16 protein-coding genes are annotated in these 13,400 nt (G+C 59.4%); 6 read left to right on the forward strand and 10 right to left on the reverse strand.

Annotated features, from left to right (window positions below):
- Positions 1-222: 222 nt before the first annotated feature.
- The 6 genes from AB7849_RS17635 to AB7849_RS17660 all read right to left on the reverse strand — a co-directional run bounded on the left by AB7849_RS17635 (position 223) and on the right by AB7849_RS17660 (position 5,987).
- Positions 223-717: a DUF4268 domain-containing protein gene (locus AB7849_RS17635; protein ID WP_081491849.1), complete on the reverse strand. Its 495-nt coding sequence runs from the start codon at positions 715-717 to the stop codon at positions 223-225.
- Positions 662-1,945: an SMODS domain-containing nucleotidyltransferase gene (locus AB7849_RS17640; RefSeq protein WP_369501464.1), complete on the reverse strand. Its 1,284-nt coding sequence runs from the start codon at positions 1,943-1,945 to the stop codon at positions 662-664. The genes AB7849_RS17635 and AB7849_RS17640 overlap by 56 nt, the downstream gene beginning before the upstream one ends.
- Positions 1,942-2,550 carry an SLATT domain-containing protein gene (locus tag AB7849_RS17645; protein WP_037101892.1) on the reverse strand — a complete coding sequence of 203 codons (609 nt, stop codon included), beginning with the start codon at positions 2,548-2,550 and terminating at the stop codon, positions 1,942-1,944. Before AB7849_RS17645 ends, AB7849_RS17640 begins: the two co-directional genes overlap by 4 nt.
- Positions 2,551-2,714: 164 nt before the next feature.
- Positions 2,715-4,043, reverse strand: a complete 1,329-nt coding sequence (locus AB7849_RS17650; protein WP_081491850.1) for a restriction endonuclease subunit S — start codon at positions 4,041-4,043, stop codon at positions 2,715-2,717.
- A complete protein-coding gene (locus AB7849_RS17655) occupies positions 4,033-5,712 on the reverse strand; it encodes a type I restriction-modification system subunit M (protein WP_008215313.1) in 1,680 nt (559 codons plus the stop codon). The genes AB7849_RS17650 and AB7849_RS17655 overlap by 11 nt, the downstream gene beginning before the upstream one ends.
- Before the next feature lie 50 nt (positions 5,713-5,762).
- Positions 5,763-5,987 (reverse strand): helix-turn-helix domain-containing protein, encoded by a 225-nt coding sequence (locus AB7849_RS17660; protein ID WP_008215315.1) that lies wholly within the window; start codon positions 5,985-5,987, stop codon positions 5,763-5,765.
- Between the two features lie 82 nt (positions 5,988-6,069).
- On the opposite strand from AB7849_RS17660, the gene AB7849_RS17665 reads away from it, so the two are divergent.
- From AB7849_RS17665 to AB7849_RS17675, 3 genes are all read left to right on the forward strand, one after another.
- Positions 6,070-6,426: a hypothetical protein gene (locus tag AB7849_RS17665; protein ID WP_037101883.1), complete on the forward strand. Its 357-nt coding sequence runs from the start codon at positions 6,070-6,072 to the stop codon at positions 6,424-6,426.
- Positions 6,423-6,707, forward strand: coding sequence for a BPSL0761 family protein (locus AB7849_RS17670; RefSeq protein WP_081491851.1), 285 nt, complete (start codon positions 6,423-6,425; stop codon positions 6,705-6,707). The genes AB7849_RS17665 and AB7849_RS17670 overlap by 4 nt, the downstream gene beginning before the upstream one ends.
- Before the next feature lie 142 nt (positions 6,708-6,849).
- Positions 6,850-7,590 (forward strand): SseB family protein, encoded by a 741-nt coding sequence (locus tag AB7849_RS17675; RefSeq protein ID WP_369501465.1) that lies wholly within the window; start codon positions 6,850-6,852, stop codon positions 7,588-7,590.
- Between the two features lie 340 nt (positions 7,591-7,930).
- Here AB7849_RS17675 and AB7849_RS17680 read toward each other — a convergent pair whose 3' ends face one another.
- The 3 genes from AB7849_RS17680 to AB7849_RS17690 form a co-directional block, all read right to left on the reverse strand.
- The gene (locus tag AB7849_RS17680) at positions 7,931-8,431 is read right to left on the reverse strand and encodes a hypothetical protein (protein ID WP_037101886.1); all 501 of its coding nucleotides are present in this window, start codon (positions 8,429-8,431) and stop codon (positions 7,931-7,933) included.
- A 310-nt stretch (positions 8,432-8,741) separates the two neighbouring features.
- Positions 8,742-9,356, reverse strand: a complete 615-nt coding sequence (locus AB7849_RS17685; protein ID WP_008215318.1) for a class I SAM-dependent methyltransferase — start codon at positions 9,354-9,356, stop codon at positions 8,742-8,744.
- A 14-nt stretch (positions 9,357-9,370) separates the two neighbouring features.
- A complete protein-coding gene (locus AB7849_RS17690) occupies positions 9,371-10,438 on the reverse strand; it encodes a DMT family transporter (RefSeq protein WP_369501466.1) in 1,068 nt (355 codons plus the stop codon).
- A gap of 221 nt (positions 10,439-10,659) precedes the next feature.
- Here AB7849_RS17690 and AB7849_RS17695 point away from each other — a divergent pair, with 221 nt between their 5' ends.
- Entirely contained in the window at positions 10,660-10,998 is a 339-nt protein-coding gene (locus AB7849_RS17695; protein WP_369501468.1) for a hypothetical protein, read from the forward strand.
- Positions 10,999-11,762: 764 nt separating this feature from the next.
- Here the strand turns inward: AB7849_RS17695 and AB7849_RS17700 are convergent.
- Positions 11,763-11,996: a hypothetical protein gene (locus AB7849_RS17700; protein ID WP_369501469.1), complete on the reverse strand. Its 234-nt coding sequence runs from the start codon at positions 11,994-11,996 to the stop codon at positions 11,763-11,765.
- Here AB7849_RS17700 and AB7849_RS17705 point away from each other — a divergent pair.
- Both AB7849_RS17705 and AB7849_RS17710 read left to right on the forward strand, forming a co-directional pair.
- Positions 11,976-12,923, forward strand: coding sequence for a c-type cytochrome (locus AB7849_RS17705; RefSeq protein ID WP_369501470.1), 948 nt, complete (start codon positions 11,976-11,978; stop codon positions 12,921-12,923). The genes AB7849_RS17700 and AB7849_RS17705 overlap by 21 nt on opposite strands.
- Complete coding sequence (locus AB7849_RS17710; RefSeq protein WP_008209317.1) at positions 12,920-13,372, forward strand: DUF411 domain-containing protein; 453 nt, start codon at positions 12,920-12,922, stop codon at positions 13,370-13,372. The genes AB7849_RS17705 and AB7849_RS17710 overlap by 4 nt, the downstream gene beginning before the upstream one ends.
- Positions 13,373-13,400 lie beyond the last annotated feature (28 nt).

The raw sequence follows: 13,400 nt of genomic DNA on the forward strand, positions 1-13,400 counted from the left end.
CACTCATCATCCTATATGACCGACTGCCCGTATTCAAAACGGTACCGTTAGTAACTTCTCTTAGAATTCGGTTACCCACAGAAGTATTCCTCAATCCAGTCGCACTGCTTGAGGTGTACGCACTCAGTTCTTGAAGTGTCCGCTGTGGATCGGCAAGCGACCTTCAGTCGAGTGGTCAACATGCCGGAAATCCGCAACAAGTCGTGCCGGCGCACCTCGACTTCACGGCAACGCCCGAATCACCGGCCTGAAAACGTCGGGCATGCGCGTCGTCTGGTCGATCATCCAGGCGATGTATTCGGGCCAGCGGGTTTCGTTTTCCAGAAGGCTGTCGGGACGGCAGAGGGCGATGCAGCAGGCGTGGGCGTCGGGGAGTTCCTGCCATTCCAGTGCGCAGCCGCGTTTTGTCTCGATCGGTTCGAGCTGTTGGCGCAGTTGTTCGAAGCGAAGCTTCGCCCCCCTGTCGTTGATGTACACCACCACGCCGAGCCGTGCATCGCTTGGCTGACGGTGCCGCTGAGGATGAAGCCGGCGCGGCCCAGCGAGATCTGGATTCAGTGTTGCGGACGCGGCTTCTGCGGTTTGATCGTCGAGGTACGCTCGACTAGTCGGGCGACGAATAGGGTCGGCTAGCCACTTCATCACCAGCCGGCGCAGGCTTTTAGATCGGTACCCCGATCCGGTCTCTGGCAACCACCACACCATCTTGGACTGCATACACCTCGACGTAGTGCTCTCCGGGAAAGGAGGCAGCTTCGGTTCGCTCCCGCTTGCCTTGATCTGGACTGATCTCTCCTCTCAGTTGATCGCGTCGGACCGCCTCGGCTCCCCGATTGCGCACCTTCCAAAAAAGTGAATAGATGCCGGGTACGTCGCAATCGACAACGTGGAAGCGCAGATGGCGACCGACCGGCACGCGTTGCCTTGAACGAAGCATTTTTTGCAGCGCATCGCGAAGGACATTGGCCTCTTTGGTTTCACAATCCAACTCGATGTCGTAGCGAACATCGACCGGATAGAGATCTTCTATGAACTGCTCGCCGTCCCGAACTACGGCCGCAGCGGCTTCCTTCATCACAACGACTTTCGGGAAATGCCGACCGAAAATGTTCCGCCATAGCTTCGCTTGCGCTGCATCGCCCACGGCATGGATGGCCTCCTGGCATCGTTTAGCCGCCTTCTTCGCTTTTGCTTGGAACTTCGACTTGCACCTGACACGCTGACCACTTCCTGGTGCCATCCAGTATTCCTGTTCCGGCAGCGCGCCCAGATAGGTGAAGAGATCCAGAAACAAGTCTGGATACGTGCTGTAGGTGGCCGCGTTGAACTTGCTCGATTGTGAAAAGAAATTGTAGGAAAACGTGTCGATCAACAATCCGCCAATTCCCACACCGTCCTTGTTCTTCCACGCACGAAGCATCTTGCTGACGTCTTTCAGGTTGCCGTTTGTGACCTTATCGAGTTCGTTGACTACCTTTATTTCGGGGCGAGGCTTGGTGACTTTCCACGAACCGCCATTGTTCGTATCGCCGTGGATATAGTCGCCATCCGCGTTGAGGAACGCTGGCAAGACCTCGACGTGATAGCCATTGAAAAAGACACCAACTACTTGGCCGTCCGCCTTGATAGTTGTATTTGGATAGCGGTTCTTGAGCGAGTCGCGCACTTCACGAAGCATGCTGGACGGACCGTTGCCCTCAAGCTTCTTGTAACGTTCCAGCTCCGCCGCAGGCAGTTCAAAGACCATGTCGAGGTCGCTGACGCCCTCAATGGCTGTATGGCGGCCGTACGACCCAATCTGAAGGCTATTGCGCTGATCCGACTCAATATCCCAGAAGTCGGCATTAAGTCGTGTGGTGATGCTGCCGTACTTCTGCGAGATGTCGGCAGCGTTGCTAACCGTCAGTGCCAAGCGAAAGTCTTTGAAGAGGCTGGCGATGCTCATTTTGCAACTCCATTTGCGAGGCAGATATGGATGTGTGTCAAACCTAGGATCACCAAGATCACGACCACGAACACCGTGACGGACAGCGAGAGTGGAATCTTGTCTCGCCAAAATTTGAAATGAAGTTGCTCGTCCAGCCAGTCGGTCTGCGCCTGCCAGAAGAACTTGTAATGCGCGTACCAGTCGCTGAGGAAGATTTGCTTGCTGATCCCGATGGATTGCGACTCGGCCAAGGTCTCACGATACCTAGCCTCAAGGTCAGCCAAATCGTCTCCTTCATGGCGCCCTTTGGCTTCGTAGTAAAGCCCACGAAGTTCGGTAAACAGGGTAGTCAGACGGCTGCCGACGTTTTCATAGCGGGCGCGCTGATCCTGGTACGAGTTGAAGTAGAAGGCGGCAATACCGATCAGCAGCAACACCGCCGCTAGGATATGATTCTCCATCGCTGGAATAACGAGTGCAAAAACACCGAATCCCAAGGTGACTAAACTGATCCAACCTGGCGCCTTTTCGACGATGTCATAGGTCGCCAGATGCTTTTTGGCGGCATAGCCGATGTTGTAGCCGGTCTGTGCCAGCTCCTTCAAAAAGTATGGCCGTTCCATGCTTTCCCCAATGTCGCGTAATGGCGCCAGACGCGCCCCCGAATAGAACATAGGGATGGGAATGCCGAGGTCAAGGGGCAGCCCTGCTGGTTTACGTAGTCAAGGCTGCACAGCACCTTCGCGAGCAATCAGCGACAGCTGCGCGTGCGGATTCGATCGCCAGCTCATGCGATGGCCTCTTCGCTCAGGCTCTGCGCCTCGGGCAGGCGTAGCTTGCCGGAGATCAGGCGGGGAAGCAGAGTGTCGCGGAGTTGGGTGAGTTGACGCATTTGCAGCGAGTTTGAGATACGCCTATCGAGCAACGGCTCAATGATTTCGGTTGCTGCCGTCAGTACCGGCAGTGGCGGTACTGCGACCTTCGCCTGCGTGAGGTGTTGCCGTTGGATATGCCCCATGGTGGTTGCCTTACTTGCCGCAATTTGCCGAAACATAGGCAAGTGCTGGCGTGTGGCGAGGTAGTAGAACCACTTGGGAACTTCGGTGGAGGTCACCTTGAACAAATGCTGGTTGAGGGCGCCGTCGCCACCGCACCAGAACTCCACTTCCAATGAACCTGACCACGAGAAAAGTACGTCGCCGTCGTGAACCACGTAATCCGGCTTCAGTCGAGCGCTCGCGCGGTCGGCATAGGTGGCAGTGCCAGCGCGTAGTTGCGCGATTTTGATGACCGGCAGAAACTCGTCTTCGCTCTCGGGTGGAAATTTTTGCAGCGCGAGACCGTTGAGATAATTCGCAATGGAATCGAGCGAACGTGCCTGCCAACCATGCGGAATCGGGCCGAGCGGGGAATCTTCGAAGGAGTCCGGGAACAGCGCGGTGGTGGCGGCGGCCATACCATCGGGTTCGCGGCCTTCGGCTTTTGCACGCACCGGGTCGAAGTCGGCGAACCATGACTTGAACAGGGCTTGGGCGATCGCTTCGAGGGTGGCGTCCTCCTTCTTCAGAAGCTGGATTCGACACTCAATAGCCGACATGAAGCTTGCTATTTCGACTTGTACCGACGGGGGAGGAACAGGCACCGTCAGCTTGGAAATGATGCCTGTATTGAGGTTGGGCATGACGGCCCCCACAGCGTGGGTACGCAGCCACTCAAATGCTTCATTGGTTGCAAGAAAGGAGGCAAGAAATTTCGAGTCCAGGGTAGATGATCGAAGTCGAAGCAAGATCGCTCCGGTACCGCAAAGTGCGCCGACATGATCATCATCCACATAGGCGGAAAGGCCCGTTGCTTGCGCTCCGCGGCGCGCAAACAAGATATCGCCGCGCTGCAAAACATGGCGTTTGAGTTCAGACGCCTTCTCGCTGGTGATTTGAGGAAGCACCGATTCCGACAAGATGAGGCCGCGGCCTATGGCTTCAGTGGGTACCACGGGTATGCCATGTTCAATGTAGTCATGCTTGTGGAGTTGTGAGCCGAACGGACCGGTTTGCAACGTGACTTCGCCACGTCGTACCAACTCGCCGATCTGTATCTCTGGCCACTCAGACGCCATAACCCAACGCCCCCAACTTCTCTCGAATCAGCGCATCCAGTTCCACGCCTCTGGCCATCTGCTCAGCGAGCTGCGCGGTAAGCCGATCCATCTTCTCGCTGAACACCTCGTCGTCGTCCTCGATATCCTCCGCGCCCACGTAGCGGCCGGGGGTGAGCACGTAGCCGTGTTCGGCGATTTCGGCGAGGGGCACGCTACGGCAGAAGCCGGGAATGTCGGCGTAGGGTTCGGGCGGCGCTTCGACTTCGCCCTGCGGGCTACGCTCAGCGTGAACGGATTTCTTTGAGCTCTGCGGATTGCGCTCGGTGGGAGCGGGCTCTTCTTGGTTGTCATGCGCGAATGGCATGTTGTGCACGAAGCCGTCTTCCCGCCAGCGGTGCACGGTGTCGCCGATGCGGGCGATGTCTTCGTCGTCGAAGACGCGGAACACGCGGCCTTCCAAACGACCGAGTTTGCGCGCGTCGATGAACAGCACTTCACCTCTGCGATCCCGGCCGTTTTTCGTCTTGTCCTTGGCCAGGAACCACAGGCAGGCGGGAATTGTGGTGTTGAAGAACAACTGTGGCGGCAGTGCCACCATCACCTCGACCACGTCGCGTTCAATCATCGCCTGGCGGATCGCGCCTTCGCTGTTCTGGTTGGAGCTCATGCTGCCGTTGGCCAGCACCACGCCGGCCTGACCGCGCGCGGACAGGTGATGCAGGATGTGCTGCAGCCAGGCGTAGTTCGCGTTGCCGGCGGGCGGCGTGCCGAACTGCCAGCGGCGGTCGTCGGCGAGGCGCTCGCCGCCCCAGTCGCTGATGTTGAACGGTGGGTTGGCCAGCACGTAGTCGGCGCGCAGGTCGGGGTGCTGGTCGCGGTGGAAGGTATCGGCCGGCTCCTTGCCGAGGTTGAAATCCATGCCGCGGATGGCCAGGTTCATCGCCACCAGCCGCCAGGTGGTCGGGTTCGCCTCCTGGCCGTAGATGCTGAGGTCGCCGAAGCGGCCGCCGTGGCTTTCCACGAATTTCTCCGACTGCACGAACATGCCGCCGGAGCCGCAACACGGGTCGTACACCTTGCCCTGGTGCGGGCCGAGAATTTCCACCAGCACCTTGACCACCGAGGCGGGCGTGTAGAACTGGCCACCCTTTTTGCCTTCGGCGCTGGCGAACTGGCCGAGGAAGTATTCGTACACTTCGCCGAGCACGTCCTTGGCCTTGTCGCCCGCGCCGAAACCGATCGTGGAAACCAGGTCGACCAGCTCGCCGAGCTTGCCCGGTTCCAGCTGGGCGCGGCCGAAGCGCTTGTCGAGGATGCCCTTCAGGCGCGGGTTGTCCGCCTCGATCGCGTCCAGCGCGGCGTCGATGCGGCGGCCGATGTTCGCCTGCTTGGCATGCGCGCGAAGATTCTCCCAGCGTGCCTGCTCGGGCACCCAGAACACGTTGGCGGCGGTGTAGTAATCGCGATCCTCTTCGGCGGCGGCGCGCACGACGGGATCATCGAGGTACAACTCGGACTCTGGGTCAGCCAGCGCCACACGTAAACCGCTGCGCAACTCGTCGAACGCATCGGAGATGTACTTCACGAAGATCAGCCCGAGCACCAGATGCTTGTACTCGGCCGCGTCCATGCTGGATCGCAGCTTGTCGGCGGCGGCCCATAAGGTCTTTCTCAACTCGATATTCAATGATGTTGTTCCCGGTAGTCCTGAGCCAACCCGTATGCCGGCGGCAGGGCTTAAAGCTTGGCTTGCGCCATCAATGCTGCAATCGGCATGTCCAGCCCGTCTGCCACCCTAGCGAGGGTGGCCAGCGTTACGTTCCGCTCGCCGCGCTCGATGGCGCTGTAGTAGGCGCGGTGCATGCCGATGGCATCGGCAAAGGTGTCCTGGCTGTATTCAAGGGCTTGCCGACGCTCACGCACGGCGGTACCCAATTTGGTCTGTAGCGTCACCTTGTCCATGCGGTGACCGTAAGCAGACGATACTTTTAGGGCTACGCCTTTAGATGTAGTCTACATATAAGTATAGGAAGGTGACACGACGATGCCACTTCGATTGGTCGATGATGATCTGGATCTGTCTTTGGACATCGCGATGAGTTGGAACTCCCGGGAAGCCTTGGGCATCCAGCTGGAGCGGTGCCTGAGCACGGGCACCAACGCGCCATTCGAGTGGCGGTTGATCACCAGTCTGGCCAGCATCCTGGACGACGACCTCCAACCACCAACCAAGAGCCAGGTCTCGTACGCTCTCAGCATCGCGAAAGCGCTTGCGATATCGCTTCCAGGAGAGGCGCTGAAGTACAAGGGAACCATGAAGCAGTTCCTGAATCGCCATGCGCCGATGTTCCACGAGCATCAGCAGAAGCATTCGATGAGAGCGCAAGTGAAGCAGTCATGACGCTTCCGTACGAACGTTCGCGAGCGGTCATCGAAACGAGAGAGTTCTTGAGGCTGCTACTCGGCAACCGCCAAGTTCCGGACTCGATACGTAGTGACGCCAAGTGGCTTCTGCGCCACTACCCATCGGCCAATGAGGTGTTCCAGGCGGGATGGCATGAATTGGCCAGCCCAGCCCATGTTCTGGAGCCGATCTTCGACACCAGCGTCGACGGGAAGCCATCGGATCGCTGGCCACCACCACGCGACAAAGAGCGCAATGACCCCAACGTAGCTGGGTGATCGCCTTGTAGAGGCAACGACAATTGGGCGCTTCATCAAAGGCGAAGCGACTGAAGATGTGACGACAACGTTGCGGTTTCCTGAAATGCCAATTCGCTAACGAGAGGGCCGCAATGCCTGCGAGCCGGAGAGGTACATACTGATGGTGCAAGACCAAAGCGGTTTGCTTGAGGCTTCGTGGCTTCATGCGGGTGATGACTTGGCTGCAGAAGCAGCCTTTCTCCAAGACTTGAGCTGCCATGACGTACTTACGATCGTGATGCAACCGCCTGGACCTGGTGCGGCGGAGCGCGGCAAGAACCTAGCCCTCTGGAAAGATGAAACAAGTGGCGATCCGTTCGTCCCGATATTTACCGACGTGTCGCATCTGACTATCCCAGTCCTGGCACCAGCCACGACCGTTCGAGTGCCGATGCGTGTCCTCTTGGCAGCGGGCGGAGGCCGGCGTTGCATCATTAATCCACTGTCATCGTCCCCGTTCGAGCTTGACGCGGCACGAGTGGCGATGATGCGAAAGTTCTTCGCGGCGCAGGGTTTGGATCCAGGAGAGCCGTCCCCCCAAGCTCCTTGGGCCTTTCGGCTTCCCGACGATGCGCTCTATCCAGTTGCAGTCGTTTTGGCCACCTGGTTCAACATCAGTAGAAAGGTCGACGAGGCATATCTATACGAACTCACCCGGGGAACTTCTCCTCCAGTGGTCGTGTTAGGTCTGAAGCATGATCTAGACCTCGAGCTGGCAAAAAGCCTGAAAGCACTTGCTGTGAGAGCAGGTGCCGACCAACACCGATTCGAAGTCAGGTTCGTTAGCGATGAACCTTCACATCGCGCGGGTATCGCCAGCATCAATCTCGTGCCCTTCTACAGCCGGCCGGTGAGTGCATAGCGCCGCATTGAAGTGCGCCGCTTCTACGGAAATTTCGCTGCGTCGGAGCGAACACGGCACCCACCACCGCAAGCACGAAGCAACTACAGTGACCCCGGGCTCCGAACTGCAGATTGCCAGTTTGTTGACCAATCATTTCCGACACAGCTCACTAGGCTCGCCACACAACCTGACCGGCATCGCCAACCGGCTGACCATCCAGATGAAAGTCCCTTGTCGACCCGAAGGAGACGTTGGCGAACGTCCGCTATCGGGGAGGCTAGTCTTCAACGCCCACGTTCAGTGGCGGCCCCGTGAAGCGGGGACGTCCTCTGGAACCGATTGTTGGCCCACTGCTCGCTCATTTTGACTTTGCGTCAGCGCCATGATCAGATAACTGCGCTCCAAACCATCTGTGTATAGCCGTCAGCAGATGGATATCCGTTGTCGTAAACGTTATTTCAGCACCATTTCGCAAAGCGGCATACCTTACTTTGATGTGAGACGCTCCGGCCTCGAGTTCTTTGAGCCCAGGCATGTCTGCTCCATGCAGCTTCGCAGGATCTGAATAGTTTCCCTTCTGGAACAGCCCCGCTTCATGCTGTAGGTGCTGTTGAATGAGCGCGATCTGATCACTCTCCCCCGCCTTCCTTGCGACAACGCTCTCTACCCCTCCCTGCTCAGTCATTTTGAAGATGTGCACAGTCTTGGACATGTCGAACGGCATCACGTCATGCGACATTTGATGCACGTGCTCTTGCCGCATCGTTTGGGCCGATGCGGGCATGACTAGACATGTGGCCAGCCCCACTGCTAATGCCGCGGCAAGGTGTGCGCCCGGATCTCTATTGCTATGTGTCATCTCAAAACCTCGACTGTGCGTGCACAAAGGTACATTTTTAAGCGTTTATCGGGCGCGCCGACATAGCAAGATCCAAGGCGCGGTACATGACGCGACACATAAACCTCGTTGTACTAAACCGCCGGCGGGGTGGTCGCTTTGGGGGATCGTAAAACTGGTCACCTTGCGTGGGTGACCTTTGAGCGAGGCAAGACGATTCGATGGTGGCGACCGTGCACTTTGGCCCTGGAGATAGCTCGTGCACACGGTTTTTTTTGACGCGCTTTGCAAGCTTGTGGTGACAACAGCAAACCTCCACCCGCAGTACCGCTCAGGCAAGCCGAAAATGGCCATAGAAGAACTGCTGAGTGGTGCCGAACGGTGTTTGATGCAGTTCGCTGCGCTGCTCGATCAGGTTGAAGCGTGGCCCGAGCTCGCGCTGCAAGGATTCGCTGTCATGGCGCACGGTGTCGAGCCCACTGCACTTGGCCGGACCCTGCGGGCCGAAGGTCGAGATAATGACGTGCCCGTCCGGCTTCAGCGCGGAAGTGAGCTGCTCGACGTAGCATGCCCGCTGCTCGGGCAAGGTGAGGAAATGGAATAGTGCGCGGTCATGCCAAAGGTCGAAGCGCTGCGCCGGCAATGCCACTTGCAGGATGTCGTCGACCAGCCAGGTGACCTTGGCGGCGGCCTCACCCAGACGCCGTCTGGCGACATCGATCGCTGCTGCCGAGATGTCCAGCACCGTGAGCTTGCTATAGCCGCGCGCGATCAGATCGTCGACCAGGGTAGCCTCACCCCCGCCGATGTCGATAATGGCAGCCTCGCGGTCCGGCAGTGCCTGTTCGATCAGGGCCAGCGAGGTATCCAGGTGCGGGCGGTACCAGCTCACCGCATCGGCGGCCTTGCTCTGATAAACCGTTTCCCAATGTTGTTTGTCGACCATAAAGCCTCACCTGATCAATGTTGGTGGCGGTGATGGATGTCCGGGAAGTGCGGGTGGCTGTGCAGCAGTGGCGCGTGCACATGCGGGTGGCTGTGCGGTTCTTCGCCGTCCCATGGAAAGTCGTGGCTGTGCTGGTGGTGCTCGTCGTGGCGATGACGATGCTCGTGTGCGAGGGCCTCGTGCGCATGTTCATGCGCGTGCCGTTCGCTGACATGCAACCAGACACCCAGGGCCATCAGTGCACCGGCCAGCCAGAAGGCGAGGCTGGGGTGCTCGCCAAACAGCAGTAATGAGATGAGTGCGCCGACGAACGGCGCCGTCGAAAAATAGGCGCCGGTGCGCGCGGCTCCCAAGCCACGCAAGGCCAGCACGAATAGCACCAGGCTCACGCCGTACCCCGCAAACCCCAGCAATCCGGTCGCCAGCAGAGGCAGGGTGGCAGGCAGTGGGTTGCCCATGGTTAGCGCTAGGGCGAGGGTGATCGCGCCGGCCACGCCACCCTTGATCGCGGCGATCTGCACCGGGTCGCCGGCTGACACGTGGCGGGTAAGATTGTTGTCGATCGCCCAGCACAGACAGGCGCCGGCGATGGCCAGTGATCCCCACGGGAGTTTGCCGGTGGTTTCGCCATGCCATGACAACAGCACGCTGCCCGCAATGATGGCGAGCATGCCAATGAATACGCGACGGTCCACGTTCTCTCGGAACACCACCCAGGCGATGCCGGCAGTCAGCACGCTTTCCAGGTTGAGCAGCAGCGACGCTGTTGAGGCCGGGGTCAACGCCAGTCCCAGCATCAGCAGGATGGGGCCGAAGATACCGCCGACGACGACGGCGCCGCCGAGCCAGGGCAAATCGGCGCGCGCCAGCGGCGCCTCGCTGGGCGCCCGCCGACGCAGCTTGCGCAGTAGCAGCCATAACGACAAGCCGATGCCCGAGCCAACATAGAGAAGGCCGGCGAGCAGCACGGGTGCCATTGATCCCAGCAGCAGCTTGGCGAGCGGCGTACTCAGCCCAAACAGCGCGGCCGCCGCCAGCGCCTGCAGGATGGAGCGCAAATGGGCGCGATGTGAGTCGTTCATGATCTGATCATAGTCGCAATGGGGCTATCCCCTCCGGCAGGGCGTCGTTGTCGATGGACGGGGGGGCGCATAGCAATTCGTTCGGTCTAATGGCGGTTTCAAATGTTCATTCAAACTGCCCAAAGTTGGACGAACAATCGGCCGGAATTTCAACGTTCCTACACACGCGTCGGCACACACTCTCACCGTTGCGTCTGGCAACTCCTCGTTGAGACAACCGTATGACTATTTCACCCAAATCTAAGTTTTCGATGTTTGGCTCTCTGGTGCTCACTTTGGCCCTGATGGGAGTAGCCATTGCCCAGGACAGCACGCCGACAAGCGGCATGGACAAGATGGGTGGGATGCACTCCGGTATGCAGGGCATGCCGGGCATGCACGGCAAAATGATGGGCATGCACATGATGCCTGCGACCGTGACGGAGGCGGATGCAAAGACCGGCATCGTCGACGTGACGAGCGATGGCATGACCTTGAAGGTGCATTTCCCGCCATCCGCCATGGCCCACCTGAAAGCAGGTGACAAGATCACGCTGCAGATGGGCTTCAGCAAGCCGTGAATAATCTGAACCCACCTCCAGAGTTGAGGGTGTCAGTTCACACGGGTAAGCTCACCTAATGACGTTCTCGCTACGGCCGCTCGCTCGTTCACGTCGCCTTCGGGCGATGGGCATGTTCGCGTGGCTGTTGCTGGTCATCAACTCATTGGCCGCTGCACCGATGGGCATGACGGGAAGTCCTCATTCCCATGTCATGCACTCAACGGTCGTGGCGGCCAGTGAACATCGTCCTTCCCACATGGCCGTCAACGGATCTGGATCTTGTTGCGATGACCACACGGGTTGTTGCGGTGGTACGGCAATTCAGGCCTGCCATTGTGGTGCGATGTGCAGCACCACGTTGCCACCCGCAACGGCTGTCGTTCTGGCTTCGGCCGCGATGGGTACCAGTTATGCCATGCCGCTGCCCAGCAGTGCGCCTTCGATGAACACCGCCCCTCCGTTGCGACCACCGGCGGTCTGACTCTTCCTCGTTTTCGATGAGCTTTGCTTGCGATCGTCGTATGTCGGCCATCGGGGCAATCGGCTGTGATTGGTGTTGGCATGCTCAATACCGTCTGCCCCGGAGAGACTCCATGAACTTGCCTTTCCCGCCATCGGCAAATGGCTCGCACTATGCGGTTTCGCGCGGACTACCACTGGCGACGAAGGTGCTTTCAGCGATTCGGCAGAGTGCCTTTTGCGCCGATTGTCCCGTGGCCGGAACTCGCGTCCGGTTCTCATCGGCAACAGCGATCCATCCGGCACATCAGCAGCAAAAGCGATCACTCCATCCTCGACCGGCCAATGGTGGCCGGCGCCCGAATCTGTTTTAAGGGGAGCAACTCATGAAGAAGCACATCAAGCACCACAGCATCACGGTTGCAGTCGTCCTTGGCGTACTTGCCTTGGGGGTGGGGGCGTTCGTGTATTCCGGCATCTACAACATCGGCGCCGATGATCACCACACCAAGCCGGTATTCGCGATCTTGCAAACATTGCGCGAGCGTTCCATTCAAGTCCGTTCGGAAGATCTCAAGGTGCCTGACCTCAACGATCCCCAGCTGATTCTGAAAGGGGCCGGTCAGTACGCGGCCATGTGCACCCAATGCCACCTCAAGCCGGGCATGAACGACTCAGAGCTTCGCCCCGGCCTGTATCCGCAGCCTCCGAATCTGTCGCAGACCCGGGTCGATCCGAAGGAGGCCTTCTGGATAATCAAGCACGGCATCAAGATGAGCGCGATGCCGGCATGGGGCGGCAGCCACGACGACCCCACCATCTGGAGCATGGTCGCGTTTCTGCAAAAGCTGCCCGCCATGACGCCAGCCCAGTACAAGGAGATCGTCGCCAGGGCTCCGCCGGATGACGACATGGACATGAGTGACGAAGCCGGCCACAGCCATAGCCACGGCGGGGCTGCCGACATGAAAGACATGCCGATGCCCGGCGTGGCCAGTCACAGCCACGACCAGACAGCGGACAATGCCCACGCGCCAGTGGCCGCCACGACGGGCACCGCTGAAACTCCAATGTCGCTGCAGGGCATGACGCCAAACGCGGCGCCGCAAGCCGAGGCCGTGGCGCATACGTTCCAGGAAGCCTTGCAGCGGGGCGATCGCACGGCCGCACTCGCGCTGCTGGCGCCCAACGCGACCATCAGCGAAGGCGGCTCGAGCCAGACCCGCGAAGACTATGCGAACGGTCACTTGGGCGAAGACATCGCGTTCCTCAAGGACGCACGGATCACGCCCGTCTCACTGGGTTCCATGCTGATGGGTGACAGCGCCATGGTCGGCAGCGAAAGCGAGATCCGCACAACCATCAAGGGCAAGCCGCTCAGCCTGCGCAGCCGCGAAATGCTTGATCTGCAAAAGTTCGGAAACAGCTGGAAGATCGTGGCGATTCACTGGCAATCGACGCCGTTGACGGAGAAAGGATCATGAAGCGTGGATCGTTCCGCGTCATTACCGGCCTGGTACTCGCTGCGCTGATGTGGCCGGCACTGGCCATGGCCAGCAGCGCCGAGGTCTTTCGCGACCCGAGCTGTGGTTGCTGCGGCGCCTGGATTCACTACCTGCAGGCCAACGGCTATAGCGTTGTCACGCAGGAAGACCAGCCGATGGCGGCGGTCAAGGCGCGGCTGGGCGTGCCGGCTGACGCGACCTCATGTCATACCGCGCTGATCGGCGGCTACGTGATCGAAGGCCATGTGCCGGTGGAGGATATCCAGCGCTTGTTGACCGAACATCCCAATGCCCGTGGTCTGGCCGCCCCCGGCATGCCGATGGGTTCGCCCGGTATGGAGATGGGCACTCCGGTGCGCTACGAGGTGCTGCTGATTGCCCGCGATGGCTCCACTCGCGTGTTTGCCAAGCATGGCCCACAAGCCTGACAGCGCGTGCCTGAAAGGAGAGAACTAA

Origin of the sequence: Rhodanobacter sp. FW021-MT20 (assembly GCF_041107475.1) — a bacterium.
GTDB lineage: Bacteria > Pseudomonadota > Gammaproteobacteria > Xanthomonadales > Rhodanobacteraceae > Rhodanobacter_A > Rhodanobacter_A glycinis.

Excerpts from the sequence above, each read along its gene's own strand:
- AB7849_RS17685 (WP_008215318.1), bottom strand. The coding sequence starts at position 9,356 with ATGGTCGACAAACAACATTGGGAAACGGTTTATCAGAGCAAGGCCGCC.
- AB7849_RS17695 (WP_369501468.1), top strand. The coding sequence starts at position 10,660 with ATGACTATTTCACCCAAATCTAAGTTTTCGATGTTTGGCTCTCTGGTG.
- AB7849_RS17675 (WP_369501465.1), top strand. The coding sequence starts at position 6,850 with ATGGTGCAAGACCAAAGCGGTTTGCTTGAGGCTTCGTGGCTTCATGCG.
- AB7849_RS17640 (WP_369501464.1), bottom strand. The coding sequence starts at position 1,945 with ATGAGCATCGCCAGCCTCTTCAAAGACTTTCGCTTGGCACTGACGGTT.
- AB7849_RS17645 (WP_037101892.1), bottom strand. The coding sequence starts at position 2,550 with ATGGAACGGCCATACTTTTTGAAGGAGCTGGCACAGACCGGCTACAAC.
- AB7849_RS17690 (WP_369501466.1), bottom strand. The coding sequence starts at position 10,438 with ATGAACGACTCACATCGCGCCCATTTGCGCTCCATCCTGCAGGCGCTG.
- AB7849_RS17710 (WP_008209317.1), top strand. The coding sequence starts at position 12,920 with ATGAAGCGTGGATCGTTCCGCGTCATTACCGGCCTGGTACTCGCTGCG.
- AB7849_RS17665 (WP_037101883.1), top strand. The coding sequence starts at position 6,070 with ATGCCACTTCGATTGGTCGATGATGATCTGGATCTGTCTTTGGACATC.
- AB7849_RS17660 (WP_008215315.1), bottom strand. The coding sequence starts at position 5,987 with ATGGACAAGGTGACGCTACAGACCAAATTGGGTACCGCCGTGCGTGAG.
- AB7849_RS17650 (WP_081491850.1), bottom strand. The coding sequence starts at position 4,043 with ATGGCGTCTGAGTGGCCAGAGATACAGATCGGCGAGTTGGTACGACGT.
- AB7849_RS17635 (WP_081491849.1), bottom strand. The coding sequence starts at position 717 with ATGCAGTCCAAGATGGTGTGGTGGTTGCCAGAGACCGGATCGGGGTAC.
- AB7849_RS17670 (WP_081491851.1), top strand. The coding sequence starts at position 6,423 with ATGACGCTTCCGTACGAACGTTCGCGAGCGGTCATCGAAACGAGAGAG.
- AB7849_RS17680 (WP_037101886.1), bottom strand. The coding sequence starts at position 8,431 with ATGACACATAGCAATAGAGATCCGGGCGCACACCTTGCCGCGGCATTA.